Annotated in this window: 30 protein-coding genes; 18 read left to right on the top strand and 12 right to left on the bottom strand. The window is 70.9% G+C overall.

The window, feature by feature from the left end:
* Positions 1–10: 10 nt before the first annotated feature.
* The 3 genes from ACIBF5_RS29065 to ACIBF5_RS29055 all read left to right on the top strand — a co-directional run bounded on the left by ACIBF5_RS29065 (position 11) and on the right by ACIBF5_RS29055 (position 3,593).
* Positions 11–703 carry a ThuA domain-containing protein gene (locus ACIBF5_RS29065; RefSeq protein WP_396816089.1) on the top strand — a complete coding sequence of 231 codons (693 nt, stop codon included), beginning with the start codon at positions 11–13 and terminating at the stop codon, positions 701–703.
* A gap of 100 nt (positions 704–803) precedes the next feature.
* The gene (locus tag ACIBF5_RS29060) at positions 804–1,775 is read left to right on the top strand and encodes a LysR family transcriptional regulator (RefSeq protein WP_396816088.1); all 972 of its coding nucleotides are present in this window, start codon (positions 804–806) and stop codon (positions 1,773–1,775) included.
* A gap of 333 nt (positions 1,776–2,108) precedes the next feature.
* Entirely contained in the window at positions 2,109–3,593 is a 1,485-nt protein-coding gene (locus ACIBF5_RS29055; RefSeq protein ID WP_396816087.1) for a S1 family peptidase, read from the top strand.
* Positions 3,594–3,797: 204 nt separating this feature from the next.
* Here the strand turns inward: ACIBF5_RS29055 and ACIBF5_RS29050 are convergent, their stop codons facing one another.
* The gene (locus ACIBF5_RS29050; RefSeq protein WP_396816086.1) at positions 3,798–4,007 is read right to left on the bottom strand and encodes a DUF397 domain-containing protein; all 210 of its coding nucleotides are present in this window, start codon (positions 4,005–4,007) and stop codon (positions 3,798–3,800) included.
* Positions 4,008–4,046: 39 nt separating this feature from the next.
* Between ACIBF5_RS29050 and ACIBF5_RS29045 the strand changes: the two genes are divergently transcribed.
* The gene (locus ACIBF5_RS29045) at positions 4,047–4,388 is read left to right on the top strand and encodes a hypothetical protein (protein ID WP_396816085.1); all 342 of its coding nucleotides are present in this window, start codon (positions 4,047–4,049) and stop codon (positions 4,386–4,388) included.
* Between the two features lie 91 nt (positions 4,389–4,479).
* On the opposite strand, the gene ACIBF5_RS29040 is transcribed toward ACIBF5_RS29045, so the two are convergent.
* Complete coding sequence (locus ACIBF5_RS29040; RefSeq protein WP_396816084.1) at positions 4,480–4,674, bottom strand: DUF397 domain-containing protein; 195 nt, start codon at positions 4,672–4,674, stop codon at positions 4,480–4,482.
* The gene (locus ACIBF5_RS29035; RefSeq protein WP_396816083.1) at positions 4,667–5,533 is read right to left on the bottom strand and encodes a helix-turn-helix domain-containing protein; all 867 of its coding nucleotides are present in this window, start codon (positions 5,531–5,533) and stop codon (positions 4,667–4,669) included. The genes ACIBF5_RS29040 and ACIBF5_RS29035 overlap by 8 nt, the downstream gene beginning before the upstream one ends.
* Positions 5,534–6,034: 501 nt before the next feature.
* Here ACIBF5_RS29035 and ACIBF5_RS29030 point away from each other — a divergent pair.
* From ACIBF5_RS29030 to ACIBF5_RS29000, 7 genes are all read left to right on the top strand, one after another.
* A complete protein-coding gene (locus ACIBF5_RS29030; RefSeq protein WP_396816082.1) occupies positions 6,035–6,577 on the top strand; it encodes a DUF6879 family protein in 543 nt (180 codons plus the stop codon).
* Positions 6,578–6,584: 7 nt separating this feature from the next.
* A complete protein-coding gene (locus tag ACIBF5_RS29025) occupies positions 6,585–6,881 on the top strand; it encodes a hypothetical protein (RefSeq protein ID WP_396816081.1) in 297 nt (98 codons plus the stop codon).
* Positions 6,878–7,189, top strand: coding sequence for a hypothetical protein (locus ACIBF5_RS29020; protein WP_396816080.1), 312 nt, complete (start codon positions 6,878–6,880; stop codon positions 7,187–7,189). Before ACIBF5_RS29025 ends, ACIBF5_RS29020 begins: the two co-directional genes overlap by 4 nt.
* 133 nt (positions 7,190–7,322) lie before the next feature.
* Complete coding sequence (locus tag ACIBF5_RS29015; protein ID WP_396816079.1) at positions 7,323–7,937, top strand: matrixin family metalloprotease; 615 nt, start codon at positions 7,323–7,325, stop codon at positions 7,935–7,937.
* 122 nt (positions 7,938–8,059) lie between these two features.
* A complete protein-coding gene (locus ACIBF5_RS29010; RefSeq protein WP_396816078.1) occupies positions 8,060–8,347 on the top strand; it encodes a hypothetical protein in 288 nt (95 codons plus the stop codon).
* Positions 8,348–8,813: 466 nt separating this feature from the next.
* Positions 8,814–9,218, top strand: a complete 405-nt coding sequence (locus ACIBF5_RS29005) for a hypothetical protein (protein ID WP_396816076.1) — start codon at positions 8,814–8,816, stop codon at positions 9,216–9,218.
* A gap of 114 nt (positions 9,219–9,332) precedes the next feature.
* Positions 9,333–9,569, top strand: a complete 237-nt coding sequence (locus ACIBF5_RS29000) for a hypothetical protein (protein ID WP_121160525.1) — start codon at positions 9,333–9,335, stop codon at positions 9,567–9,569.
* A 114-nt stretch (positions 9,570–9,683) separates the two neighbouring features.
* Here ACIBF5_RS29000 and ACIBF5_RS28995 read toward each other — a convergent pair whose 3' ends face one another.
* The 3 genes from ACIBF5_RS28995 to ACIBF5_RS28985 form a co-directional block, all read right to left on the bottom strand.
* Positions 9,684–10,034, bottom strand: a complete 351-nt coding sequence (locus ACIBF5_RS28995; protein WP_396816075.1) for a DUF3140 domain-containing protein — start codon at positions 10,032–10,034, stop codon at positions 9,684–9,686.
* Positions 10,034–10,231 carry a hypothetical protein gene (locus tag ACIBF5_RS28990; RefSeq protein ID WP_396816074.1) on the bottom strand — a complete coding sequence of 66 codons (198 nt, stop codon included), beginning with the start codon at positions 10,229–10,231 and terminating at the stop codon, positions 10,034–10,036. Before ACIBF5_RS28990 ends, ACIBF5_RS28995 begins: the two co-directional genes overlap by 1 nt.
* A 157-nt stretch (positions 10,232–10,388) precedes the next feature.
* Positions 10,389–12,953: an ATP-dependent Clp protease ATP-binding subunit gene (locus ACIBF5_RS28985; protein ID WP_396816072.1), complete on the bottom strand. Its 2,565-nt coding sequence runs from the start codon at positions 12,951–12,953 to the stop codon at positions 10,389–10,391.
* A gap of 89 nt (positions 12,954–13,042) precedes the next feature.
* Between ACIBF5_RS28985 and ACIBF5_RS28980 the strand changes: the two genes are divergently transcribed.
* The 5 genes from ACIBF5_RS28980 (at position 13,043) to ACIBF5_RS28960 (ending at position 18,102) form a co-directional block, all read left to right on the top strand.
* Complete coding sequence (locus ACIBF5_RS28980) at positions 13,043–13,426, top strand: hypothetical protein (protein ID WP_396816071.1); 384 nt, start codon at positions 13,043–13,045, stop codon at positions 13,424–13,426.
* Between the two features lie 196 nt (positions 13,427–13,622).
* Positions 13,623–13,883 (top strand): hypothetical protein, encoded by a 261-nt coding sequence (locus tag ACIBF5_RS28975; protein WP_121160520.1) that lies wholly within the window; start codon positions 13,623–13,625, stop codon positions 13,881–13,883.
* 7 nt (positions 13,884–13,890) lie between these two features.
* A complete protein-coding gene (locus ACIBF5_RS28970; protein WP_396816070.1) occupies positions 13,891–14,760 on the top strand; it encodes a hypothetical protein in 870 nt (289 codons plus the stop codon).
* Positions 14,753–17,455, top strand: a complete 2,703-nt coding sequence (locus tag ACIBF5_RS28965; RefSeq protein WP_396816069.1) for an FtsK/SpoIIIE domain-containing protein — start codon at positions 14,753–14,755, stop codon at positions 17,453–17,455. The genes ACIBF5_RS28970 and ACIBF5_RS28965 overlap by 8 nt, the downstream gene beginning before the upstream one ends.
* Positions 17,452–18,102, top strand: a complete 651-nt coding sequence (locus ACIBF5_RS28960; RefSeq protein ID WP_396816068.1) for a hypothetical protein — start codon at positions 17,452–17,454, stop codon at positions 18,100–18,102. Before ACIBF5_RS28965 ends, ACIBF5_RS28960 begins: the two co-directional genes overlap by 4 nt.
* Before the next feature lie 57 nt (positions 18,103–18,159).
* Here ACIBF5_RS28960 and ACIBF5_RS28955 read toward each other — a convergent pair whose 3' ends face one another.
* The 6 genes from ACIBF5_RS28955 to ACIBF5_RS28930 all read right to left on the bottom strand — a co-directional run bounded on the left by ACIBF5_RS28955 (position 18,160) and on the right by ACIBF5_RS28930 (position 22,778).
* Complete coding sequence (locus ACIBF5_RS28955) at positions 18,160–19,413, bottom strand: cupin domain-containing protein (protein WP_396816067.1); 1,254 nt, start codon at positions 19,411–19,413, stop codon at positions 18,160–18,162.
* A 13-nt stretch (positions 19,414–19,426) separates the two neighbouring features.
* Positions 19,427–19,732, bottom strand: a complete 306-nt coding sequence (locus tag ACIBF5_RS28950) for a hypothetical protein (protein ID WP_396816066.1) — start codon at positions 19,730–19,732, stop codon at positions 19,427–19,429.
* A 162-nt stretch (positions 19,733–19,894) separates the two neighbouring features.
* Entirely contained in the window at positions 19,895–20,917 is a 1,023-nt protein-coding gene (locus ACIBF5_RS28945; protein ID WP_396816065.1) for a LacI family DNA-binding transcriptional regulator, read from the bottom strand.
* Positions 20,918–21,097: 180 nt separating this feature from the next.
* Complete coding sequence (locus ACIBF5_RS28940; RefSeq protein ID WP_396816064.1) at positions 21,098–21,250, bottom strand: hypothetical protein; 153 nt, start codon at positions 21,248–21,250, stop codon at positions 21,098–21,100.
* Positions 21,251–21,428: 178 nt separating this feature from the next.
* Positions 21,429–21,704, bottom strand: coding sequence for a ubiquitin-like small modifier protein 1 (locus tag ACIBF5_RS28935; RefSeq protein WP_396816062.1), 276 nt, complete (start codon positions 21,702–21,704; stop codon positions 21,429–21,431).
* Between the two features lie 3 nt (positions 21,705–21,707).
* Positions 21,708–22,778, bottom strand: a complete 1,071-nt coding sequence (locus tag ACIBF5_RS28930) for a WD40/YVTN/BNR-like repeat-containing protein (RefSeq protein WP_396816060.1) — start codon at positions 22,776–22,778, stop codon at positions 21,708–21,710.
* A 283-nt stretch (positions 22,779–23,061) separates the two neighbouring features.
* On the opposite strand from ACIBF5_RS28930, the gene ACIBF5_RS28925 reads away from it, so the two are divergent.
* Both ACIBF5_RS28925 and ACIBF5_RS28920 read left to right on the top strand, forming a co-directional pair.
* Positions 23,062–23,823, top strand: a complete 762-nt coding sequence (locus tag ACIBF5_RS28925) for a cyclase family protein (protein ID WP_396816059.1) — start codon at positions 23,062–23,064, stop codon at positions 23,821–23,823.
* Between the two features lie 13 nt (positions 23,824–23,836).
* Positions 23,837–25,495: a thiamine pyrophosphate-binding protein gene (locus tag ACIBF5_RS28920; protein WP_396816057.1), complete on the top strand. Its 1,659-nt coding sequence runs from the start codon at positions 23,837–23,839 to the stop codon at positions 25,493–25,495.
* Positions 25,496–25,513 lie beyond the last annotated feature (18 nt).

The raw sequence follows: 25,513 nt of genomic DNA, 5'->3' as shown, positions 1-25,513 counted from the left end.
ACGGTAAGCGGTGCGGGACGCGATCGTGGTGCGGGGAGGCTGGGACGGACACGTTCCGGTGCAGGCGACGGAGCTGTTCATCCCGTTTCTGCGGGACCGGGGTTTCGCCGTCGAGGTCTGCTCCGACCTCGACGTCTACACCGACGCCGCCCGGCTCGCCGCCGCCGACCTGGTCGTACAGTGCTGGTCGATCGGCACCATCACCGACGCCCAGGCCGACGGTCTGGCCGAGGCGGTCCGCGCCGGTACCGGTTTCGCCGGTTGGCACGGCGGGATCGTGGGTGCCTTCCACCACACCACCTACCACCAGCTCACCGGCGGCGTCTTCGTGCACCACCCGCCCGGCTTCGTCCATCATGAACTGACCGTCGCACCGGACCGGGCCGACCATCCGGTGGTCGCCGGAATCGGCCCGATCCGGCTGCACACCGAGAAATACTGGGTGCTCACGGATCCCCTCAACGACGTACTCGCCACGGTCACCTTCGACGCCGAGCCCGCTGACGCCGCCTCGCGTGTGGACGGTGCCGGGGCGGCTCCGGGGACAGCGTGGCACCGGGCGGTCACGTTCCCCGCCGTCTGGACCCGGAACTGGGGCGCAGGGCGGGTTTTTGTCTCGACGGTCGGCCACAAGCTGGACGACTTCGACGTCCCCGAGGTCCGTACCATCACCGAACGTGGGCTGCTCTGGGCCGCACGTTAGTCCTGGGTGTCCGTTCGGTTACTTTTTACTTTTCGTTTGGGGGATCTTTCACCGACCGAAGGTCTTCCCGTAGATCCCGTCATAGTCCTACCGTCACGATATGAACCTGGAGCTGCGACACCTGAAGGTGGTCTGCGCCATCGCGGAGACTGGCAGCGTGACCAAGGCGGCCTCAGCCCTGGGACTGGCCCAACCGGCCCTCACCGCGCAGCTCCAGCGCATCGAGCGGACCCTCGGCGGGCCACTGTTCGAGCGGGACCGTCGCGGCGCCCGCCCCACCGCCCTCGGCGAACTGGTGCTGGCCCGGGCCCGGGTGCTGCTGCCGGCGATGAAGGGGCTCCAGGACGAGGCCGCCCGGCTCGCCGGCACCGGTACGACCCTGAGCCGTTACCGGTTCGGCGGTGTGAACAGCCCGCTCATCGGCCGGCTCGTACACCGACTCGCCGCCGACCAGCCGCACGCCCAGATCAGCACGTACGCGTCCTGGTACGTCGACGAACTGGCCCAGATGGTGCTCGGCGGGCGACTCGACTACGCGCTGGCCGGGGTCTGCGGCGACGCCACCCCGTCGGCCGAGTTCGGGCTGACCTGGCGGGCGATCGCGGTCGACGCGATCTTCGTCGTCCTGCCCGAGGCGCACCCGCTCGCCGCCGTCGACGAGGTCAGCCTGGCGATGCTCAGGGACGAGCAGTGGGCGGTCGCGCCCGGTGACGGCTGCTTCGGCGACTGCTTCGCGGCGGCCTGCGCGCGTGCCGGGTTCACCCCGCGCAAGATGTACGAGACCGACGTCCGCGGCTGTCTGGACCTGGTGGACGCGGGCGAGGCGGTGGCGCTGGCGCAGGCCACCTTCCGGCCGTTCTCCGGTCTGGTGACCCGGCCGCTGGCCGACGCACCGCTGCGCTGGCGACTGCTGCTCGGCTGGCATCCGGACGCCCCGGCGGCCCGGATCGCCGACCGGGTTCTCGGGCACGCGGTGGCGGCGTACACCGACTCGCTCCACCGCAATCCCGACTACCTCGCCTGGCTCGCGCGCAACCCGGCCTTTGGACCACAGCAGATGGCCGCGGCCTGACCCGGTGCACCGGTCCGCACGGCCGGTGGCCTGCGTGGCGAGTCACGGTATGAGCTAGGTGGTATATACCTGTGTCGATTGGTCGCGGTTAGGTTTGGCCTGCCCCGCTCGATCCAGGCCCAGCTGGTGGCGTGACGCCGCCGGGCACTGGGACTGATTGCCGGTCAGCGGTGCACCGGACCATCCGCAGCGCCGGTCATCCCGGCTCGACACCAGCGGTCGCCGTGGTCGGGCGAGGCAACCCCCGTTTCCGCTCGCCCACCGCGTTTCGCCCTGCTCGACGGCGACCCTGGTCGCGACCGGATCCGGCACACCCCCGAAGGAGACGAACGGATGAAGCGAAGACTCGCCGCAGCGGCAGCGGTGATCCTGCTGCCCGCCGGTGTTGTCCCGGCCGTGGCCCTACCCGCTACCGCGGCCCCCGGTACCGGATCCGCGAGCGCGGTCGGCGCCGCCGCGAGCCCGGAGATGCTCGCCGCCATGCAGCGCGACCTCGGTCTGACGGCCAGCGAGGCGAAGGCGCGGATCGTCCGCGACGACAAGGCCAGCCGGACCGACGCCGACCTGCGTAAGGCACTCGGCAAGGGCTACGCCGGTGGCTGGGTGGACGCCGAGAGCGGCAACCTGGTGGTCGCGGTCACCGACACGGCCCTGACCGCCCGGGTCACCACGGCCGGCGCCGTGGCCAAGGTGGTCGCCCGCAGCGCGGCCGAACTGGACGGGGTCAAGAACGGCCTCGACCGCATCTCGGCGAAGGCGACCTCGGCAACGGTCGCCGGCTGGTACGTCGACGTCGCGAGCAACACCGTGGTGGTGCTGGCGAAGGGAGACACCACCGGGGCGAGCAGCTTCGTCAAGGCCAGCGGGGTGGACTCCTCGGCGGTACGGCTGGTTCCCACCACCGAGTCGCCGGTCCCCTACTACGACGTACGCGGCGGTGACGCCTTCTACATGGGCGGCGGCCGGTGCTCGGTCGGCTTCTCGGTGACCGGTGGCTTCGTCACCGCCGGCCACTGTGGCACCACCGGCACCGCCACCCAGGGCTTCAACCAGGTCAGCCAGGGCACCTTCCGGGGATCCTCGTTCCCGGGCAACGACTACGCCTGGGTGCAGACCAACGCGAACTGGACCCCGCAGCCGTGGGTGAACAACTACGCCGGTGGGAACACGACCGTGGCCGGCTCCACCGAGTCTGCGGTCGGCGCGTCGATCTGCCGCTCCGGGTCGACCACCGGCTGGCGGTGCGGCACCGTACAGGCGAAGAACTCGTCGGTGACCTACCCGCAGGGCACGGTCTCCGGCCTGACCCGTACCAACGCCTGCGCCGAGCCGGGCGACTCGGGCGGCTCCTGGCTCTCCGGCCAGCAGGCCCAGGGTGTCACCTCCGGCGGCTCCGGGAACTGCTCCTCCGGTGGAACCACCTACTTCCAGCCAGTGAACGAGATCCTTTCGGTCTACGGCCTGACGCTGCGTACGGGCAGCGGTGGCGGTGACCCGCCGCCGACCGGCTGCACCGGCTACGAGGCCACCTACAGCGGCTCGGTGACCAGCGGCAACAGCCAGTTCCAGCCGAACGGCAGCTACTACCAGTCGACGGTCTCCGGCACCCACCGAGGCTGCCTGGACGGCCCGTCCGGCGTGGACTTCGACCTCTACCTACAGAAGTGGAACGGCAGCGCCTGGGTCGACGTGGCCGCTGGTGAGAGCGCCAGCGCGGACGAGACGATCACGTACAACGGCACCGCCGGTTACTACCGCTACGACGTCTACGCGTACAGCGGCTCGGGCAGCTACTCGCTCGGCATCACCAACCCGTAACGGCACACCGCCCGGTCCAGGGCGGGTCGCGGTGGCACCCGAACCCCGCCGACCCGCCCTGAACCTCATGGTCAGGTCCAGACTGTGCCACCGGCCCTGCCACGTGCGGTAGGCCAGACGAGAGAAGGGCACCAGCGCAATGCTGGGGCCCTTCTTCTGCGTACAGGTCGGATCTTCTGCGTACGAATCGAACGGGCGAGGCTGTCAGTTGCCCGACGCGCCGACGCCCGTCCGGGCCAGGCCGACGAAGGCCGACCAGTCGGACGGGCTGAAGGTCAGCGTGCCGCCGTCGCGATCCTTGGTGTCACGCACCAAGACCCGGCCGGGCAGGTTGTCGGCGACCTCCACGCAGGCGCCGCCTGACCCGTTGCTCCGGCTGGACTTGCGCCACTCGGCACCGGTTCGGTCACTCATTGCTACTCTCCTTGGAGATCATGGCTATCAAGTCGGTTGATGGGCTACAGCTACGACGAGGCGACCGCACTGGTCCAGTCCGCCGACGAGCTGAGCGTGGAGGATCATCTGCGGTTCCAGGCGCTCTACCAGCAGGAATGGGCCAACAACGCCGTCTCGTTCACCGTCAACGTCCGGCCCGGCCTGGCGCATGAGGAGGTAGCCGAGACGATCAAGCGCTGGCTGCCTCATCTGAAGGGCAACACGCTCATGGTCGACGGCAGCCGGGAGCAGCCCCCGATGGAGCGCATCAGCAAGGCCAGCTACGAGGCGGCGACCTCCGTGCTCGTGGCCGACGGGGTGGACGAGGACTGCGCGATTGGGGCCTGCCCTGTTCGGTGACGGGTTCAGGTAGAGCAAAAGGCCCCTAGCGTGTGCTAGGGGCCTTTTGCTGGATACCCCGCCAGAGGGTGAGCGAACAGACTACTTCGCCCTACTTCGCCTTCGCGAACCCGACGAAGGCGCTCCACGCCTCCGGCCCGAAGGCCAGCGTTCCGCCGTCGCGGTCCTTGGTGTCCCGGACCAGGATGGTTCCGGGAAGATTGTCGGCGACCTCAACGCAGTTGCCGCCGGTGCCGCCGCTGCGACTGCTTTTCCGCCAAACGGCGTCGCCTAGAAGGTTACTCACCGCTACTGCTCTCCAGATCCTTGATGAAGGCCGTGGACTCCTCCACGGATAGCGCCTGCCGAGAGAACGTCTGCCACGCCTCAGCGTACGCCCCGACTTCTTCTGGCTTGTCGAGGTACAGAGCGCCCGTCAGTGACTCGCTGTAAACGGTCGATGGTTCGGCTGGTCGAGTGCCTAGACGGGGGAAATCGAGGATGACAAACCCCCCAGCCAACGATGCGTACACCACCTGGGTTGTGGGCGGGATCACCCTGATCGAGACCTTACGGCGGCTCTGCATGTCTACGAGATGAGGGAGTTGCCCGGTGCCGCGCTCGCCCAGCAACGCCCGACCGTCGACAATCACCTCCAGTGACGGCGGCACCGGGCGGGTCCGGTCGAGGATGCCTTGGCGCTCCATGCGTACTGCTACGGCCTGAGCCGCCTCGTCGGCGGACAGTTGCGGGTTGCTGCCCAGGACGCGCGCCGCATAGTCCTTGGTCTGAAGGAGGCCCGGGATCATGGTCGGTTCGTACTGGCGTAGCCGATCCGCCGCTGCCTCCAGGCCAACATAAAGCTCGAACCAACCCGGTACGGCATCGCCGTACGCCTGCCACCAGCCCTTGGCCTTGGTCTCCTTGGCCAGGGACCGAAGGGCCTCGGCCATGTCGTCGGCTACCCCGTAGTGGGCACACATCTGGGCCACGTCAAGGGATCGAATCGACGTGGAGCCCGCTTCGATGCGGTACATACGGGCACGAGACCACTCAAGATCGCGGGCGGCGGCGTCTAGGGCTATCCCCGCTTGCTCGCGAGCCTGCTTCAGGAGACGCCCCAACTGTCGCCGGGGGACGCTCGACCCAGACAGGGATTCACTCACTTTTCCTCCCGCACTAAACGAGACAGTCGGCTCGACCTTTTCGAGACAGGTCTACCGCGTCGCGTGTACGGATGTCAATCTTTCTGCGTAAATCTCATTGAGACTCGTTGCTCTCAGCTTTTCTTGGCGGTACACCTAGTGAGTCCCGGTGTCCGGGTCGCTGCCAGGAGGGGCGCGGCTCGGGTGCCGGCCAACTACCGGGGAGGCAGACATGGGCATAGTCAGATCTGTTGTGCGTCGCACGCAGGCGGTCATCTCATGGCTTGGGTCGACCTACCCGCCGACCACGACCGTCGAGCAGGGGCACCCCGAGGCGACCACCCCGCCGTGGGCGACCCACCCCACGGACGTCTACCCGGTGAGCCGGCCGGGCCGAGCCGGCAGCCTTACCCCGGGTCAATCCGCCCGCTCGATGCGAGTCCCAGGGCCGCCGCCGAATACAGGTCGCTGGTAACTGCCGGCGCGCGCCTGCGCCCTACTTCCGCCGCGCGAAGGGATCTCATGACCATCCAGACATCGCCCAGTGCCCCCCTGGTCGGCCCCAACTCGGAGTTCCGGCGGCTGTTCCGGCGGGTGCAGCACTCCGCCCTGCACCTCGGAAGTCGTGCCACGTACGCCCAGGCTCGAACCTTCTACGACCGCTGGGTTAACGGCGACGGACCCGACCCCGAAGCCGAGGCCGCCGGGGAGTCCTGGCTCACGGATCTCCGCGCTGTGGCAGGCCAGGCGCTGGTGCACCGCATCCGCGCGGTCAGCGTGCCGCTCACCGGCTTCTGGCGGTATCAGTACGACACCGTGCAGCCCAACCTCGACGCCGGAGAGAAGGTCTCCTGGATCGACCGGCGCGACCTGATCGACCTCCGACTGCCGACGGTCGACTACTGGCTCCTGGACAACAATCTGGTCGCCGTCCTCCAGCACGACGACGACGGGTTGTTGCACACGGTCGACTTCCTTACCGACGCGGAGATTGTGCGGATGTACGCGACAGCCTTCGAGGCTGTCGCAGCCCGCGCGATTCCGCACAGTGAGTTTCGGGCGTGAGGCGGCGATGATCCTCCAGATTGGGCACGTGCTCGATCTCCAGCCGGCGGACTACAAGTGGGAGGGCTACGAGCGGGACGGCACGCCCAAGCAGCCGCTGCGCATGAGAGTCACCCACATCCCTGACCGCCTGGCCCTGTTCGTCTGCACGTGGATCAGATTGAACGGCGTTGCGGTCCTGGACGACGGCACTGACGGCGAGAAGCTGGAGCTGTCGGTGCACCACCGGGCAATGCCCAACCACCATCGGCTCAACCTCGCCACACCACACTTCATGGCTCCCCTGCACGAGGACGACCGGTGAGCGGCGGCCTGATCATCCCCGAGCTGGATGAGCACATAGTGCTCAGGCCGCTCTGGATCTGCCGTGTCGACGCCTGCCCCTGGCCGTGCCCGGACGCCCGGCTCAACCTGCTCGCCTCCTACTACCCCCATCGCAGGCTGGAGCTGTACCTCTACCTCGGGGCTCAGTTCGTCACGGCCTTGGCCGAGCTGGACGCGGTCGTAGTCCCCCTGGGCACGCAGCCGGACCCTCACGGCCTGCACTCACGCATTCTCGGCTGGGTCGCCGCGCACGACGCCACGCGAAGGCAGCGCCGCCGCACCATTTAAATAGCAATCATCGACTACCGGGTGGCAGTCAGCCGCTCCGATACTTGCTGCCCAAATTCCAATTCGAGGCCACTCAAATTCATTGATCGATGTCTATTGACTAATCGCGAAGAGGACTCATAAGGTGGCTGCCATGATGAACCTCATACGTCGCCAGTTGGCGACAGTCCTAACGCTGGTCGCCGCGCTCGCGGCGCTCGGCACCGTACCGTCCCCCGCATCGGCACAGGACGGTCCCGGCATCCAATACCAGTTGCACAACTGCAAAATGCCGTCGACCACGGTGCGATGGTCCGACCAGACCGGCGGCGGCGCTTACGGCCAGCAGGCAATCGAGGCCGCCGCGTCGTGGGACAGTGCGACTCCACTCACGATGCAGCTTGTCGGCGCGTCCCCGATCCACATCATTGCGGACCAAAGCTATTGGGGCAAGACCGATTGGGCTGGACTCACACAAGGCGCAGGCGGCGGAATCCCAAGCTGCACTTCCGTGATGGGGGTGTGGCAAAATCTGCCGCTGAAAATAATGCTCAATACTTACTTCACGGACGACTACCCGGCGAACAAGAAACAAAGCGTATTTGCTCACGAGATGGGACATGCGCTCGGGATCTTCCATCAGAGTCACCCCGGTACGACGTGCGGCGGACTCGGCCTCATGTACTACACCGTCGCATTTCGGTACGATGTATGCGGCCAGTTCCTCCCTCAGACTGACGACGTGGCCGCAATTCACTACATCTACTAGCTGAGGGGTTTTCCATGAAGCAGTTTCCGATTTTGATTGCAGGGCTGGCGCTGGTGGGCGCGATGACGGCATGTGGAGTTGCAGAGCCGACCGCCGCGCCGGCCGCGCCTACCCCCACGGCGGTGACGAAGGGAGAACTGCACGCGTCCCGGATCAAGGACTACAACACGATCGCGGAACTCAAGGCGGAGGCCGTGACGGCCGTACGCGTGACAGCCGGCACGGCTCGGGTGGAGGTGCTGCACGAGGTGCCGTTCACCGTCACCACGGTTGCAGTCGAGTCCGCCCCGTGGGGACAGGGACACGCGCCGGGGAAGACGCTGGAGGTACGGCAGACGGGCAGTACGACTGTTGTAGCCCCGGATCTTGCTCCGCTCCTGGTCGCCGGACGAGAGTACCTGCTGTTTTGAGTCCATGGATCTTCAAGCCCGGTGTCGACACTGGCCAGTACGTGATCACCGGCGGACAAGGCGTCTACATGCTTGAGGGTGCCGGGGACACGGCCCGGTTCGTGTTCGCTGGGGCTCCTAAGCCCGCGTTGCCCGACGAATTGACCGTGGCACAGGTACACGCGGGCGACTTCCCCACGTAGACCTTGCTCCGAGGGGCACACTTCCCCACAGTTGCCACCCGGGCAGCGTCTTCCCCTTGTCGGTCGACACCCGCAGGGCCCGGTAACCGCCGGGTGTCCCCCCGGCACCCGTAGGCGGCGACCAGCGCCCGACTAGGGGGAGGGGAAGCAGGAGGGGAGCGGTAACGGGCCGCTCCCCTCCTCGCTGCCCACGTTAGGCCGCCACCTTCTCGGCCAGTAGGCCCCTCCTCGGTCAGTAGCCGGCGAGCCCGGTCCAAGACGCGCTCAACGCGTACGCGGGAAGGGTGCGGGCACTCACCGAACGCCCCGAGTACCGCGCCGTGTACGCGGGCACGGAGACCGACATCCCCGGTAACCGGCTACTGGTGCACCGCAAACCGTCCGAGGCATTCGATGCCGCAGTTCGGACGCTGGTGCCCGCCGAACGGCTGTGGCTGCGGGATGTCCCCTACAGCGCGGTCGACCTGGAAGCCGGGCTAACCCGCGTGCGGGGGGACATGACCTACTGGCAGAACCGGGGGATTGCGATCAGCACGATCAGCACCCAACCCGGACTTGGTTGTGTGCAGATCGGCCTCCCGAACCTGGACCGTGGCCGGGCCGCTCTCGTGGAGCACTACAAGCCGAACACGCCGGTATGTGTGGTGTTTGAGCTTCCCCCGATACCGATGCCGATGCCTGCCCGCTGAACCACCCCTCCCCCTGTCGGTCGACACCCGGCCGTGGGCAACCGTTGCGGCTGACGATCGGTCCTACCGGTCCGACCAGGTGCGAACCGCCCTGAACCGGGTACCGGTAGTGGCATGACCGACCTGATCCCCGGTGGGGACGCCCGCGAGAACGCCCGCCGGATCGCCGCCGCGCACACCGCCGCCTCCCGCGACGTGGAGGCGTTCCTGCGTCGGGCACCCGAGGTGCCGACCCCCGCGGACGTCGCCGAGTACGCCGCGCTGCTCGCCCGTGAGGAGGCGTTCCGGACCGAGCGGCAGGACGCCGCCGAGGGCGCCGGCTTCGACGCCCCCGACATCGGCGGTGCCTGAACCCGCGCGTCCCGTTCAGGGGAATCGCCACACGCCCCGGCCCGGACACCGCGCGCCCGGCGCGGCGTCACGTCGTCCGGGGCACGTGCGGTGTCAACCACCTACCGGATCGGTCTAGTGGTCGAGCATCGGGTCGTGCCCGAGGTCGAGCAGGGACCGGCGCCAGCCCTCGTCGGAGAGGCCGACGTCGGGACGGGCGTCGAGGAGTTCCTCGATCTCGTCCACCGTTTCCCGCATCACGTCGATGTCGTCCGGGGTCAGGTCGACCTTGCGCTTGCGTTTCACCGCCAGGATCTGCCGGCCCGGCTGGGGCAGGTCGAGATCCGGCCCCGGCCCGAACGCCTCCTCCCCCGACCCCTGGGTCATCAACCAGGTACGCAACTGTTCGGAGGTGACGTTTACCCGGTCGTGGAAGACCTGCCACAACTGCTCGACCTCGGGCTCAACGCGCTGCTCGCGGGCCATCACGGCTCCTTCCGGGAAGTCGGCGGCGTGCCCGCCGGTTCGTCCTCGCCCCGGTCCGGCGTCTCCTGGTCGGACTCCGTACGGTCCGGCCGGTCCCGCTCGTCCCGTAGCTGCGTCCGGTCCGGATTGGCGGTCGGCGGATGCAGGACGGCGTCGGTCTTCGGGCTCTTCTCCCGGATCTCCTCAGGTTGACTCAACGTCCGACTCCCCTCGCCATCCTCTTAGCCCGATCGGGGGCCACGTCCGCTCCCGGTTCCGGCCGGCTGACCCGGTGCTCCGATGCCGCCCGCGATGCCGGTGCCGGCCGTTGTCCCGATGCCGCCCGCAGTGCCGGTGTCGGCCGGGCGTCCGTCCTCACTCGGCGCTCGCCGACGCCGGTGTCGGGTTACGGCCGCTGCCCCGGCCACTGTCCGACACGTCGAAGGTGAGCGCGCCGTCGGCGGTGTCGATCGTGACCCGCTGACCGGGCGAGAGCGAACCGTCCAGCAACATCCGCGACAGCCGGTTGTCGATCTCGCGCTGAATGGTCCTGCGCAGTGGCCGGGCACCGAACTCCGGCTGGTAGCCGTGCTCGGCGATCCAGTCCACGCCGGGCATCGTGAAGTCGACCACGATGTCCTGGGCGTGCAGCCGCTGCTTGGTCTCCTCAAGCAGCAGCTCGGTGATCTGCCGCAGTTGTTTGTTCTCCAACCGCCGGAAGATGATCACCTCGTCGATCCGGTTGAGGAACTCGGGGCGGAAGTGCTCCTGGAGCCGGCGCATCAACCGCTCCCGCAGCTCGACGCTCTCGTCCTCTGCCCCGTCCCCGCCGAAGCCGACGCTGCGCTGGGTGCCGGTGATCAGTTCCGAACCGAGGTTGCTTGTCATGATCAGCACGGTGTTGCGGAAGTTGACCGTACGGCCCTGGCTGTCGGTGAGCCGGCCGTCGTCGAGAACCTGGAGCAGGATGTTGAAGACATCGGGGTGCGCCTTCTCGATCTCGTCGAGCAGGACCACCGCGTACGGTCGCCGCCGTACCGCCTCGGTGAGCTGGCCCGCCTCCTCGTAGCCGACATACCCGGGCGGGGCGCCGACCAGCCGGCTGACCGTGTGTCGCTCCTGGAACTCGCTCATGTCGAGGCGGATCATCCGGTCGGACTCGCCGAACAACGCCTCGGCCAGCGCCCTCGCCAGTTCGGTCTTGCCCACCCCGGTCGGGCCGAGGAAGAGGAAGCTACCCATCGGACGGTCCGGATCCGCCAGCCCCGTACGGGACCGCCGCACCGCCTCGGCCACCGCGTTGACCGCGTCGTCCTGGCCGACGATCCGCTCGTGCAGGTGCCCCTCCAGCCGGAGCAACCGGTCGCGTTCCTCCTCGGTGAGCTGGCTGATGGGAATGCCGGTGGCCCGGGAGACCACCTCGGCGATCTCCTGTGGCCGTACCTCGGGAACCTGGTTCTGACCGTTGTCACCCCGGGACGCCTCGATCCGCTCCTGTACGTTCTGGAGCCGGTCACGCAGCTTCGACGCCCGCTCGTACTGCTCGTCGGCGACCGCCTGTTCCTTGTCCCGGCGCAGGTCCTCCAGTTCCCGCTCCAGGTCGCGTACGTCGTTGTCCGGCGTTCGGGTGCGCAGCCGTACCCGGGCCCCAGCCTGGTCGAGCAGGTCGATCGCCTTGTCCGGCAGGAAGCGGTCGATCAGGTACCGGTCGGCCAGTTCGGAGGCGGCGACCATGGCCTCGTCGGTGAACCGCACCTGGTGGTGTGCCTCGTAGCGGTCTCGCAGGCCGCGCAGGATCGCCACCGTGTCCTCGACCGACGGCTCCGGGACCAGCACCGGCTGGAAGCGCCGGGCCAGTGCCGCGTCCTTCTCGATGTGCCGCCGGTACTCGTTCAGTGTGGTCGCACCGACCACCCGTAGCTCGCCCCGGGCCAGCGCGGGCTTGAGCATGTTGCTGGCGTCCATGCCGCCCTCGCTGCCCGCGCCGCCCGCCCCGACCAGGGTGTGCAGTTCGTCGAGGAAGACGATGAGTTCGTCACCGTGGGCCCGGATCTCGTCGATGACCTTCTTCAGCCGCTCCTCGAAGTCGCCCCGGTAACGGGTGCCGGCGACCAGACCAGCCAGGTCCAACTGGACCACCCGCTTGCCGAGCAGGGTCCGTGGTACGTCCCCGTCGGCGATCCGCTCCGCCAGCCCCTCGACGATCGCGGTCTTGCCGACGCCGGCCTCACCGATCAGCACCGGGTTGTTCTTGGTCCGGCGGGAGAGGATCTCGACCGCCTGTTCGATCTCGTCGGCCCGACCGATGACCGGGTCGATCTCGTCGGCGCGGGCCAGGTCGGTGAGGTCCTGGGCGTACTGGTCGAGGGTCGGGGTGCCCCGGTCCGGCTTGGGCGCCGCAGCACCGGACCGTTCGGAGTTCGCGTTCTGCAACGCCTGCGGCTGGATCCGACCGGCCGCGAGCATCCGCCCGGCGGGTGACTCCGGGTTGAGCGGCAGAGCCATCAGGATGTGCTCCGGCCCGATGTAGGAGGCGCCCATGGCCCGGGAGAGCTGGTGGGCGTCGAGCAGCGCCCGCTTCGCAGCCGGGGTCAGCGAGAGGTTCGGCGGAACCTGACCGTGCGGCGCGGGCTCACCCTGGCGCTGCTGGCCGCCGAGCGCACCGGCCAGTGCGTCCGGGTCGGCCCCGGCCCGGCGGACCAGCTCACGCAGCGGCTCACGCTGCAACGCGGCCCAGAGCAGATGGTCGGTGTCGAGGTCGTTGCTGGAGGCGGACGCGGCCCGGCGGGCGGCGTCCGCGAGCAACTCCCGGGCGTCGGCGGTCATCAGCCGGGTGATGTCCACCCGGTGGGCGGGCCGTCGCCCCTCGCCGCGTCCGAAGTACCGCGCCAGGAACTCGTCCCAGGGGTCAACGCCGGAGTCACCGGGTGGCTGCGTCATCTCTGGTCCCCCTCAACGGGCGCGACACGGTCGGCGTGGCCTACCCGGCGGCCGGCCCGACAAACGTGCGGTGATGGCAGGCTGGGCACATGGACGCCGAGCCGCTACTCGTGGTGGACGCCGCCAACGTGATGGGTTCCCGCCCGGACGGCTGGTGGCGGGACCGGGCCGGTGCCGCGGCCCGGCTGCGGGACTCGTTGGCGGAGGTCACCGAGACCGGACTCCCGGACCTCCCGGCGCCGATCGAGGTGGTGCTCGTGGTCGAGGGGGCGGCCCGGGACGTACCCGGCCGCGACCGTGTCCGGGTGGTGCCGGCGCCGGGTTCCGGCGACGACCGGATCGTCGACCTGGTCCGGGAGGAGGCACCGGGGCGGCGTTGCGTCGTCGTCACCGCCGACCGCGAGCTGCGGTCCCGGGTGGCCGCGCTGGGAGCGGAGGTACGCGGACCGCGCTGGCTCCGCCCCGAAAACTGACGGGCAGACTGTCGGAGATCCGACTGAAGGCTGCCCACCGTCCCGGCCCGCCTGGGCCGACCTCGTACTTCGTAAAAACCCGCAAGCCTCGCCGGAACGGACAGCCGGGTGTGAACCGCCCACCCGGATATGTTGACCCCAGAAGGGCATTACCTTCTAATGAAAACCCTCTCCGCCCGCCCCCAGGAGGTTCGTCGTGGCGAGCGTCGCCGAGCTGAAAGCAGCCATCGATGCCGCCCTCCAGCAGATCACCGAGGGCCAGACCGCTGTGCAGGCGGCCAGCGAGAAGCTGACCGAGGCACAGCAGACCCTGGCCGGCGCGTTGGAGGGTAGCGGGCACGAGACCGTGAGTGCCGCGCAGGCATCGCTGACCCAGGCGTCGCAGGAACTGGAGGAATGTCTCTCCGCCACCCTCGCCGCGGTGGAGCAGGCACAGCTCTACGTCTCGACGCTCTGAGCCGCCCATGTCCATCGTGGAGGATCTGGGCGCGCAGGTGCGCGCCGCCGCCGACGAACTGCCGGTGGCCCAGGTGACAGAGGCACTGGACCGGCTCCGACAGGCCGCCGACCGGCTGCGATGGGTCCGGCAGGAGTCGGCCGACCCGATGGGCGTACCCGAACTGTCGGCCGCCACCGAACACGCCGAGACCGCCGGGCACGTACTGCGGGTGGCACAGGACCAGTTCGCCGCGTACCTGGCCGCGATCGGGCTCGCCGGGGACGGGCCGCCCGCCGCCGGGCAACCACCACGGCGGGAGCCGACCGACGACCCGCCGACCGCCGGACCGGGCCCCGTACCCGAGCCGCGCGGCGAAGCCGGGCCGGTACACCGGTGGTGGTCGGTACGGGTGACCGAACTGACCGGCCAACGCGACGCCCCCGGAGCGAAACCCGACCGCGAGATCACCGACGCCGAGGAGCTACTGCGTCGGGTGGCCGAACGGGTACGCGCCGACGACCGTGGCCAACTGCACGCCCAACTGCGGGACGTACCGGCCGACGTGGGCCTCGGCATGGCCGCGGTGGCGCCGCCGATGCTCCGCGACCTCGCCGCCGAACTGCTCGGACACCCGCCCCGGGCGCAGGACCTGCCCCGGCTGCGGGGCGAACTCACCGGCAGGGCCCGCGACCTGCTGCCCGGCCTTCCGGCCGAGGTGCTGGAGACGGCGCTGAGCCGGGTCTGCCGGATGCCGCCCCCGAAGAACCCCACCGCCCCGCCGCACCCGGCCGACCCGGCGGTCGCCGCCGGGGTACTCACCGGTCTGCTGCTCCACCGGCTCGGCCGGGACGCCCGGTCGGTAGCCGCCCAGACCCTGCGGGAGTCCGATGGCTGACGTCCGGACCCAGCTCGTCACCCGGGTCCGCGGCATGCTGTCGCATGCACTCGGCGTGACCCGGGGCAGACTCACCCAGGCGCGCACCGAACTCGACAGCTCCCGGGACCGGCTGGCCCGGACCCGTCGGGCCGCCGCGCGGGTACCGCAACGTGTCGGCGCCGAACGCGACCGCCGGCTCACCGAGATCGCCGACGAGTACGAGGCCGAACTGATCCTGCTGGCCCGACGTACCGCCGAGGCGGCGACCGAGGCGGCACCCGGCGCGGCCAGCGCGGCCTGGCCGTCGTGGCGGCCGAGCCCGGCGGCCCGCCACGAACCGGCCGGCGCGCTGCGGATCGGCGCGGTCCGCCTGCCCGACGCCGAACCGGTGCCGGCCCTCGTGCCGCTGCTCGACCAGGGCCACGTGCACCTCGCCGGCACCGACCGGGCCGGCTGCGACGCGGTCGTCGCCGCCCTGCTGCTGCGGGCGGTGGGCCGCGCCGAACCCGGCGCGGTCCGGCTGATCGGGTACGACCCGGAGCACCTCGGCGGCGGACTGGCCGGCTTCGCCCCACTCTCCACCGCCGGGCTGCTCACCTTCGTCGGGCCGGGCGGGCTGGCCCGGCTCCTCGACGATCTCGTCGACCAGATCCGCCGGATCAACGAGACAGTGCTCGCCGGCGAGTACGGCTCCCTGCGGGAGTTGGCCGCCGCGACCGGGCGCCGACCCGAACCGTGGCGGGTCGCGGTGCTGCTCGGCGGGGACGAACTCTCCCGGCACGAGCGCGGCCAACTCGACCGGGTGGTCCGCACCGGCGCCGCCTGCGGCGTACACCTGGTGGTCCGGGGGATCGAACTGCCCGACGAGCCGACGGTGGAACGGGTCCAGGTCGGCGACGGGCTGACCCGGTTGCGCACCGCCCCCGGACTGCCCGTACGACTCGACCCGCCACCCCCGGCGGGCCTGGTCACCGACACCTGCCGGGAGATCGCCGCCGCGGTCACCGCCGGTCCCGCCCCGGCTCCCTTCACCGACCTGCTGCCGCCGGTCGACCAGATGTGGAAGGAAAGTTCGGCCAGCGGACTGATCGCACCGATCGGCGACGGCCCACAGGGACGCCCGGTGTTGCTCACCCTCGGTGACTACCCGCCGCACGCATTGATCGGCGGCCCGTCCGGCACCGGCAAGACCAACCTGATCTTCGCCTGGATCGGGGCGCTGGCCGCCCGCTACTCCCCCGCCGAGCTGGAGTTCTACCTGCTCGACTTCAAGGAGGGGGTCTCCTTCGCCCGGTTCGCCCAGGGGCGGCGGGACCCGAGCTGGCTGCCGCACATGCGCCTGGTCGGCATCAACGTCAACACCGACCGCGAGTTCGGCCTCGCCCTGCTGCGCTTCCTCGCCGAGGAACTGCGCCGCCGCGCCGACGCCGCGAAACGGCACGAGGTGACCAAGCTCGCCGAGCTGCGCTCCGTCGACCCGGACGGGCACTGGCCCCGGATCGTGGCGGTGGTCGACGAGTTCCAGATGCTGCTCGCCGGTCGGGACGCGGTCGCCCGCGAGGCGGCCGACCTGCTGGAGGACCTGGCCCGACGAGGTCGGTCCCAGGGCATCCACCTGGTCCTCGCCTCGCAGGACGTACGCGGGATCGAAGCGCTCTGGGGGCGGCCGGCACTGGTCGCCCAGTTCACCCTCCGGATCGCGTTGCCGAAGGCGCTGCGCATCCTCGCGGAACGCAACGACGCCGCCCAGGCCCTGCCCCGGCACCACGCGGTCGTCAACGCCGAGTCCGGCATGGTCGAGGGGAACCAGGTCGCCCAGATCCCGTCCGCCAGCGACTGGGGCACCTGGAGCGAGTTGCAGAACCAGCTCTGGCGGATGCGCCCGCAGGACGCCGCGCCGGCCCGGTTGTTCGACGGCGACGCGGTGCCCCGACTCGCCGACGCCCCGGACTTCGCCGCGCTGCGACCGGTCGACGAGTCGGCCGAGGGTCGTACCGCGGGCAGTCCGCGGGGGCCGGTCGCGCTGCTCGGCGAGATCATCGACGTACAGGCCCGCTCGGCGGGAATGCGGCTGCCCCGGGCGCCCGGCCGGAACCTGGCCGTGCTCGGCACCCGGGTGGACGAGGCATGTGCGGTACTCGACGCGGCGGCGCGCTCGCTGCACCGGCAGCACCTGCCCGGCACCGCCCGGTTCTCGATCGCCTGCCTCGACCCGGACGCCGACCCGGCGGCCCGGATGCTCTACGACGCGCTCGGCGACGACGCGGCCTGGTACGACGAGGAAACGGTGCCGGAGCTGATGAGCGAGACGGCAACCACGTTGGGCCTGGGCGGGGCGCCAGGCGAGCCCCACTACCTGCTGCTGTACGCGGTCGACGCGGCGGCCGGCCGGCTGGCGGCACGCGCCGGTGGACGTACCGGGCTGGAGCACCTGCGGCAGATCCTGCACGACGGGCCGGAGCGGCGGACCCACGTACTCGCCTGGTGGCGGGGAGTCGCCCGGATGCGGGCGGACCTCGGCGGCCCGGCGTCACGGACCGACCAGATCGGCGCCTGGGTGGCTCTGGACGTACAGGGCGCGGAGCTGGGCTCGGCGCTCTACCCGGGCACCGGTGGGCCGGACTGGTACCCCCGGCCGTGGCGGGGACTCTTCTTCGACCGGGCCGTGCACCGTACCGGCCAGACGATCATCCCGTACGGGCCGGCCCGATGAGCGAGACGTACGCCGGACTGATCCGCCAGCTCGCCGACGTGACCGCCCGGATGGAGGCCGAGCGGGCCGAAGCCGAAAGCTGGTACGCCAGCCAGTGCGCGGGCGCGGAACGCGCGGTACGCGACGCCGAGCAGGCGGTGCGTCGGGCCGAGACGGAACTCGCCTCGGCCGGCCAGGAGGCTGAGCTGACCGACGCCGAGGTGCTCCACCTGTGGCAGACCCTGCGGGACCGACTGGGCGCGGGCGCCCGCCGGATCGGCGATCCCCCCGTGCCGACGCCGGGGCCGCCGACCGACCCGAGTCTGCTGCTCGAAGGGGTCCGGGACCTGTTGGACCGGACCCGGCACCCGGGGGAGCTGCCCGCCTCCAGCCACCCACTGCTGGCGGTCTTCGGTGCGCTCGGCGCGGCGCTCGCGTACACCCTGGGGTTCGCCGCCCGCGCCGCCGGGGTCCGGTACGGCGGCGACCTGGCCGTCGGGATGCCGGTCCTGAGCCTGGTGGTGACGCTGCTCGGCCCGCTGGTCGGCCTGGCTCCGGCGAGGCTGCTGGCGGACCGTCGTCATGCCGGACTGGACCCGAGGGCGGTGACCGTGGTGGTCGTCGCCGGGGCGCTGACCACCGGCACGCTCTTCGCCCTGTTCCGCTGAACCCGTCCGGCGCGACACCCGTCCGGCGGAACAACCGCCTCGGCGCTCCGGGCCGGCTCACCCCGGTACGGCCACCGCCTCGCGCAGCAGCCGCCGGGCGAGCACGATCCGGTCGGCGTCGTCGTCGAGACCGGGTAGGTCGCCGACCCGGGAGACGCCACCGTCGAGAAAGGCCCGTAGGGCGAGCGCGCACTGTCCGGGGAAGGTGATGGTGCGGTCGAACAGGCGCAACGCGACCCGGTCCGGCTCGCCGTCGCCGGCCGGCGTGACCTGCCAGCGCAGTCCCTCGCGGGGGGTGATCCGGGAGTCGGCGTCGAGTGCCGCGATCGCGTCCGCCTGGGCAAGCGGCCGGATCGGAGCCGGACGAGCGGCTGGCCAGACCCGTTCCCGCAGCTTGGCCGCCACCGCCGCCGGGTCAGCCTGGCCGAGCCAGTCCTGGAGCGCGGTGACGGTCTCGGTCAGTTCCTTCGCGATCTGGTCGGGCTCGGCGAGGTCGAGCCCGAACGGGAGTGAGGCGCGCAGCCGCTGGTCCTCGGCGGCGAGCCCGAGCAGGGCCTCGACCAGGGCGTAACGGGTCAACGCGCGGACACCGACGGTCAGGTGCAGCGAACTACCCTGCTGCGCCTGTGCGCTGTGCAGCCACCCGCGCGGCAGGTAGAGCGCGTCACCGGGCGCCAGGGTGACGTCGAGCGCCGGGGGGCCGGCGGCGGTGGCGGAGACCTCGTCGGCTCGGCCGCCCCACGGCTGGCGCTCCAACGGGTCGGGGAGCACCGGTTCGTGGATCCGCCAGTGCTTACGCCCGTCGACCTGGAGCACGAACACGTCGTGGGTGTCGTAGTGGGTGGCGAACCCCTGGTTGCCGGCCGGGGTCAGGTAGGCGTTGACCTGCAACGGTTGGCTGAGCGCGGCACCGAGTTCGCGGGTGAAGTCGATCAGTGGGGGCCAGTTGCGGTGCAGGCCCTGGAGGACGAGGGTGGCGCCGTCGGCGTACAGGTCGAGGATCTTCTCGTCGAGCACCTGGTCGCCGATCTCGGCGCCGGCCCCGCCACCACCGGTGAAGCGGGCCGCCGGCAGCACCTGTCCCTCCTTCGCGACGCGGAGGAACGGCGTACGGAGGCCACGCCGGCTGAGCAGGTCGTCGGCGTCGGCCGGGCTGAACAGGTCGGCGAAGCCGTCCGGGTTGCCGAGTTCGGCGGCCCGGGACAGCAGCGGTGTGCGGCCCCAGTGGGCGGTCACGAAGTTGCTCGGGGCAAGGGCCACACAGCGGGCCAGCGCCGGGCGGCGGTGGCCGCCCGGCGCCTCGTCGGTCATCTCGGTACCCCGGCTACCGTGCCGCGCTGTCCGCGCCGCCGTCGCGCTGTCCGGTGTTGGCGCCGCCGTCGGCCGGTCCCTCGGCACTGCCGTCGGCGCCACCGTCGTGCTGACCGGGCGTCGCCCCGCCGTCAGCCGGACCCTCGGCACTGCCGTCGGCACCCCCGTCGTGCTGACCGGGCGTCGCCCCACCGTCAGCCGGACCCTCGGCCGCACCGTCGGCACCCCCGTCACGGCCCATGGGGTTGGCCCCACCGTCGGCCGGGCCCTCACCCGCGCCACCGCCGCTCGTCCGCATGTCATCGTCGTCGAGTCTCATCGGGCCCCCTCGGGTCTGTCGCCCCACCATCCGCGCGGCGGGCGCCGTGCATCCGGTGGTACCCGGTGCACGATCGTCCCTAACCCACCGACGCAGTCCACTACGCAAACAGCCTAAATCGGTATCTTCGGCGTGGGAGTGGTTAGGCGAATCCGCCGCCGGTCAGCGCCGACCCAGAGGCGCCGAACTGTCCCGTACGACCAGGTCGGTGGAGAGCTCGACCCTCGGGGTGTCGACCGTCTCGCCCCGGGCCAACCGGAGCACGGTACGTGCGGCGAGCAGGCCCATCTCCGCCAACGGCTGACGCACGGTGGTCAACGGCGGCGAGGACCAACGCGCCTCCGGAAGGTCGTCGAAGCCGACCACGCTCACGTCGTCGGGCACCCGCAGGCCACGCCGACGGACCGCCTCGTACGCACCGAAGGCCATCTGGTCGCTGGAGGCGAAGATCGCGGTGGGCGGGTCGGCGAGGTTGAGCAGTGCCGTACCGCTGGAGTAGCCGGATTCGTGGTAGAAGTCGCCGGGGGCGACCAGCTTGTCGTCCACGGGGAGGCCGGCGGCCTCCAGCGCGGCCCGGTAACCGTCGAGCCGGGCCCGGCTACAGAGCAACCGGGGTGGGCCGGCGATGAAGCCGATCCGGCGGTGGCCGAGCGAGAGCAGGTGTTCGGTCGCCCGCAGGCCACCGGCCCAGTTCGTCGCGCCGATGGTGGGAATGTCCAATGTGGGTACGCCGGCCGGGTCGACCAGCACCATCGGCACGTTCAGCCGGCGCAGCTCGGCGTGGACCGGCGGGGCGAGGTCGCTGCTCACCAGGATCACCCCGTCGGTGGCCCGGGTGCGCAGGTTCTGCAGCCACTGCCGGGTGGAGGTCGAACGGCGGTGGATGGCCGAGACGACGGTCCCCACGCCGGCCGCGTGCGCGACGTCCTCCACACCCCGGATGATCTCCACTGCCCAGGGGCTGTCGAGGTCGTTGAAGACCAGGTCGATCAGACTCGCACCGGCCCGTGGCCGGGTCGCGCGACGCCGGTAGCCGTGCCGGCGCAGCAGTTCCTCGACCCGCTCCCGGGTCTGCGGCGCAACGTCGTTGCGGCCGTTGAGCACCCGGGACACCGTCGGCACCGAGACGCCGGCTTCCTGGGCGATCGCGGTGATGGTGATCCTGCGTCCTTCGTCGACCGTCACGGGGCAGCTCCTTCGTCGAGGCTCCAGCCTACGACCGAAACACTTCGCGGTTACGCCGGCACCGTGGCCGAGCGGGAGATACTCCGCGCGGCCGCATCGCGGGTCCGACCCGCCGGTCGGTCGGATGTGGCGTGTCCTCAGCAATTTACGGAACTGTTCCGGAAAACGCGTCATCCGAGACTAACCGATCGGGCGCGCGACGGCGCTGAGAGCCGGGCGACCGGCTGCGGTGGCCCCGCCGGGGTCGCCGCGCTGCGCGAGCTGACCACCCTGGGCGTGACCCCGGTAGCCGCCGACTGTGACCCGTACGCCGCTGGCCCGCACCTGGGCCACCAGAGTTACCTGCTACCCACGGCCGACTCTCCCGACTATCCGGACGAGAGCACGGTGGAGCGGCGCGCCCCGATGCCGCGGCTGCCGCCGGTGACGACTCGACCGCTGAGCGGGGCGCCGGACCTGCCCCGGCGCTCCCACCGCGTCCCGCCGGAATGTCACGGCCGGACGGACGAGCTCAGCCGCCGGCAACCGAGGGAATCACCTGTACCTCGGCGCCGCTGGGCACGGGGGTGTCGAGGCCGTCGCCCCGACGACAGTCCTCACCGTCGATGTAGACGTTGACGTAACGGCGTAGTTCACCCCGCTCGTCGCGAATCCTGCGGTCCAGCCGGGGCCAGCGGTCGGCGACCTCGTCCAGCACCGCCCGCAGGGTGCCGCTGGCGGTGAGGTCGAGGCGGCTGGCACCCGCTGCGTCAACCCGCAGCGCCGCCGGTACGAGGAGCGTGACCACCGCTCACACCTCCGCGGCACGCAGGCAGAGCACGTCCGGCAGGTGTGCCGCCACCAGGGACCACGAGTCGCCCTCGTCCCGGCTGGCGTAGACCTCGCCGGCACGGGTGCCGAAGTAGACGCCAGCGGTCTCGGCGTCGTCGACGCACATCGCGTCCCGCAGCACCGCCGCGTAGTAGGGGTCGGTGGGCAGGCCGACGGTGAGTGGCTCCCAGGTGGCGCCGGCGTCGGCCGACCGGAACGGCCGGCACCGGCGCTCGACCGGGAACCGTTCGCCGTCGGCGACCAGGGGAAAGTTGTAGATCACGCCGGGGCGGTGTGGATGGGCCACCATCGCGAACCCGAAGTCGCTCGGCAGCCCGTCGGCGATGGAGTTCCAGGTGACGCCCGCGTCGTCGCTGCGGTAGACCCCGTGGTGGTTCTGCGCGTAGAGCCGGTCCGGGTCGACCGCGTCCCGGGCCACCTTGTGCACGCACTGGCCAAAATCGGGCCACTCGTCGGGCAGGAAGTAGGCCCGGATCCCGGTGTTACCGGTGGTCCAGGTGGCACCCGCGTCGTCGGAGCGGTAGACGCCCCCGGTCGACATGGCGACCAGGAGCCTGGCCGGGTCGGCGGGGTGTGGCAGCACGGTGTGCGCCGCCTGGCCACCGAATCCCTCGCCCCATTCCTTGCGGTGCGGGTGGTCCCAGAGCGCCCTGATCATCTCGTAGCTGACGCCGCCGTCGACGGAGCGGAACAACGCGGTCGGCTCGGTGCCGGCGTAGACCACGTCCGGCTCGGCCACCGGGCCGGGCGCGAGTTGCCAGACCCGTCCCAGACTGGCCTCGGTGTCGGCCGGGAAGGCGAGCGGCGGCTGGTCCGGCTCTCGCCAGGAGCCACCGAGGTCGTCGCTGGTCGCCACGCTCGGCCCGAAGTGCGAGCTGCTCACCCCGGCGAGCAGTCGCGGGGTGGGGCGCCGCTTGTCGATCGCGGCGGAATAGACCCCGGTCATCGAGAAATGCGGTCCGCTCAGCTCCCAGGTGAGCCGGTCATCGCTACTGACGGCGAGAAAGAGTCCCTTCGTCGTGCCGATCATCAAGAGAGTTTTCGCAGGCGGTGTTGTCACGGTCGGTCCTCCCATCCGGCGCACCGGCGCACGCCAGGGGCCAGTATGGCCCCGGCCACCGACAAGATGGCACCGCGATTACCGCCAATGCCAGCGGACCGAGGTGCGACGAAAACCATTCACCTTCACTTTTCGTCGCCAACGGAGATCGACGCCGAGGATCGGGCCCGCCCCGTTCCGTCGTCGCCACCACTTCCGCGACGTCCCGTTCGAGGGTCCATCGTGGAGCCGGAGCGCGGTGTACCGTCGCCGCATGACGGTGCTGCAGGAGTTTGTCGCCGCCCTTTCCCGCGGCCGGATCCAGGTTGTCGACCTCACCGCCCCCCTCTCGGACCAGACCCCGATCCTCGGTCTGCCCGAGCAGTTCGGCCAGACCTGGCCGTTCCAGCTCAGCGAGATCAGCCGGTACGACGACCGCGGTCCGGGCTGGTACTGGAACAACTTCTCCACCGGCGAGCACACCGGCACCCACTTCGACGCCCCGGTGCACTGGGTCACCAGTCAACGGGGCGCGGACGTGTCGCAGGTCCCGGTGAGCCAGTTGATCGCCCCGGCAGTGGTGATCGACCACGCCGCCGACGCCGCCGACGACCCTGACTTCCTGCTCGAAGTCGAGCACGTCAAGGCGTGGGAGGCGGAACACGGTGCCCTGCCCACCGGCGGCTGGTTGCTCTACCGCACCGGCTGGGACGCGTACGGCGACGACCCCGAGCGGTACACCAACGCTGGGCGTACCCCGGGCATCTCGGTCGAATGCGCCCGGTGGCTGGCCGAGGAGTCGCCGATCCAGGGCGTCGGGGTGGAGACGGTCGGCACCGACGCGGGCGCCGCGCACTCGTTCGACCCGCCGTTCCCGTGCCACTCGTACCTGCTCGGCCAGGAGAAGTACGGCCTGACCCAACTCCGTAACCTGGGGCAGTTGCCGGCTACCGGCGCGGTGGTGATCGCCGGACCACTACCGATCGTCTCCGGGTCCGGCAGCCCGTGCCGGGTCCTCGCGCTGGTCGAACGGTAGGACCGGGCCACAGATGCGGGTAGCCGAGGTGGTCGGGCGGGTCCTGTACGGACACGGCGCACGGTACGTCTTCGGGGTGGTCGGCAGCGGCAACTTCCATGTCACGAACGCGCTCGTGGCGGCCGGTGCCCGGTTCGTGGCGGCGGCACACGAGGGCGGCGCGGCGAGCATGGCGGACGGATTCGCCCGCACCTCCTCGACGGTGGGCCTGCTCTCGGTGCACCAGGGTCCGGGCGTCACCAACGCGCTGACCGGCCTGACCGAGGCCGCGAAGAGTCGTACCCCGATGCTGGTTCTGGCCCCGGAGGCGACCGCGCCCCGGTCCAACTTCTTCATCGACCTGCCGGCACTCGCCGCCTCGGTCGGGGCAGACTTCCGCCGGGTACGCGCGACGCACGCGGCGCAGGACGCGGGTGCGGCGTACCGGGCCGCCGCCCGGGGCACGACGGTGGTGCTGGGCCTCCCGTTGGAGGTCCAGCACACCGTGACCGAACCGTGGTCCGGTCCGGTCCTTCCGGTCGCCCCGACGCCGGCCACCGCCCCGCAGGTCGAGCCCTTGCTGGCCGCGCTCCAGGCGGCACGTCGACCGGTCTTCATCGCGGGTCGGGGCGCCCGGGCGGCCCGGGAACCGCTGACCCGGCTCGCCGACGAGTGCGGAGCGCTGCTCGCGGTCTCGGCCGCCGCGAAGGGACTGTTCGCCGGGAACCCGTGGAACCTCGACGTGGCCGGCGGCTTCGCCACCCCGCTCGCCGCCGAGCTGATCGGCGCGGCGGACCTGGTCGTCGCGTGGGGCAGCACACTGAACATGTGGACGACCCGGCACGGCGAACTGATCCCGCCGTCCGCCGTCGTCGTCCAGGTCGACCACGACCCGGCCGCGTTCGGAGTGAACCGCCCGGTCGACCTGACGGTGGCCGGTGAGGTCGCGGCGGTCGCCGAGGCGGTGCTCGGTCGGCTGGACGCCGCCCCGACGGGGCCCGTGGACGCGGGGACCGGCGGCTGGCGTACACCGAAGCTGGCACAACGGATTCGTGACCACGGCCGGTGGCGGACGGTCCCGTACCGGGACGAGAGTGGGTCGGAGCGGGACGGTACGCCGGCGACGATCGACCCGAGGACGTTCTCGGCCGCCCTGGACGACCTGCTCCCGCCCGAGCGAACGGTGGTGGTCGACTCCGGCAACTTCATGGGCTACCCGTCGATGTGGCTCGACGTGCCGGACGTGGCCGGATTCTGCTTCACGCAGGCGTTCCAGTCGATCGGGCTCGGCCTGGCGAGTGCGCTCGGCGCGGCCGTCGCCCGGCCGGACCGGCTCACCGTCGCCGCGGTCGGCGACGGTGGTTTCGTCATGTCCGCGACCGAACTGGTCACCGCCGTCCGGCTGGCGCTGCCCCTCCTCGTGGTGATCTACGACGACGCGGCGTACGGCGCCGAGGTGTACCACTTCGGCCCGGACGGGCACCCGTTGGAGACGGTCACCTTCCCCGACACCGACCTGGCCGCGATCGCCCGTGGTTACGGTTGCGACGGGTTGACCGTCCGGAGCGTCGACGATCTCGGGCCGGTACGCCGGTGGCTCGCTGGTCCCCGTACCCGACCGATGGTGGTCGACGCCAAGGTCCGCACCGCGCGCGGCTCATGGTGGCTGGAGGAGGCGTTCCGTGGCCACTGACCCACCGACCGGGTCGGG

The organism is Micromonospora sp. NPDC050417, from assembly GCF_044458865.1.
GTDB lineage: Bacteria > Actinomycetota > Actinomycetes > Mycobacteriales > Micromonosporaceae > Micromonospora_G.
The sequence above is the reverse complement of the archived record's forward strand: the minus strand, read 5'-3'. Positions and strand labels throughout refer to the sequence as shown.

Bases quoted from the DNA above. Each gene is read 5' to 3' on its own strand.
- ACIBF5_RS29060 (WP_396816088.1), top strand. From the start codon at position 804: ATGAACCTGGAGCTGCGACACCTGAAGGTGGTCTGCGCCATCGCGGAG.
- ACIBF5_RS29055 (WP_396816087.1), top strand. From the start codon at position 2,109: ATGAAGCGAAGACTCGCCGCAGCGGCAGCGGTGATCCTGCTGCCCGCC.
- ACIBF5_RS29050 (WP_396816086.1), bottom strand. From the start codon at position 4,007: ATGAGTGACCGAACCGGTGCCGAGTGGCGCAAGTCCAGCCGGAGCAAC.
- ACIBF5_RS29045 (WP_396816085.1), top strand. From the start codon at position 4,047: ATGGGCTACAGCTACGACGAGGCGACCGCACTGGTCCAGTCCGCCGAC.
- ACIBF5_RS29030 (WP_396816082.1), top strand. From the start codon at position 6,035: ATGACCATCCAGACATCGCCCAGTGCCCCCCTGGTCGGCCCCAACTCG.
- ACIBF5_RS29025 (WP_396816081.1), top strand. From the start codon at position 6,585: ATGATCCTCCAGATTGGGCACGTGCTCGATCTCCAGCCGGCGGACTAC.
- ACIBF5_RS29015 (WP_396816079.1), top strand. From the start codon at position 7,323: ATGATGAACCTCATACGTCGCCAGTTGGCGACAGTCCTAACGCTGGTC.
- ACIBF5_RS29000 (WP_121160525.1), top strand. From the start codon at position 9,333: ATGACCGACCTGATCCCCGGTGGGGACGCCCGCGAGAACGCCCGCCGG.
- ACIBF5_RS28995 (WP_396816075.1), bottom strand. From the start codon at position 10,034: ATGGCCCGCGAGCAGCGCGTTGAGCCCGAGGTCGAGCAGTTGTGGCAG.
- ACIBF5_RS28985 (WP_396816072.1), bottom strand. From the start codon at position 12,953: ATGACGCAGCCACCCGGTGACTCCGGCGTTGACCCCTGGGACGAGTTC.
- ACIBF5_RS28980 (WP_396816071.1), top strand. From the start codon at position 13,043: ATGGACGCCGAGCCGCTACTCGTGGTGGACGCCGCCAACGTGATGGGT.
- ACIBF5_RS28970 (WP_396816070.1), top strand. From the start codon at position 13,891: ATGTCCATCGTGGAGGATCTGGGCGCGCAGGTGCGCGCCGCCGCCGAC.
- ACIBF5_RS28965 (WP_396816069.1), top strand. From the start codon at position 14,753: ATGGCTGACGTCCGGACCCAGCTCGTCACCCGGGTCCGCGGCATGCTG.
- ACIBF5_RS28960 (WP_396816068.1), top strand. From the start codon at position 17,452: ATGAGCGAGACGTACGCCGGACTGATCCGCCAGCTCGCCGACGTGACC.
- ACIBF5_RS28955 (WP_396816067.1), bottom strand. From the start codon at position 19,413: ATGACCGACGAGGCGCCGGGCGGCCACCGCCGCCCGGCGCTGGCCCGC.
- ACIBF5_RS28950 (WP_396816066.1), bottom strand. From the start codon at position 19,732: ATGAGACTCGACGACGATGACATGCGGACGAGCGGCGGTGGCGCGGGT.
- ACIBF5_RS28930 (WP_396816060.1), bottom strand. From the start codon at position 22,778: ATGATCGGCACGACGAAGGGACTCTTTCTCGCCGTCAGTAGCGATGAC.
- ACIBF5_RS28925 (WP_396816059.1), top strand. From the start codon at position 23,062: ATGACGGTGCTGCAGGAGTTTGTCGCCGCCCTTTCCCGCGGCCGGATC.
- ACIBF5_RS28920 (WP_396816057.1), top strand. From the start codon at position 23,837: ATGCGGGTAGCCGAGGTGGTCGGGCGGGTCCTGTACGGACACGGCGCA.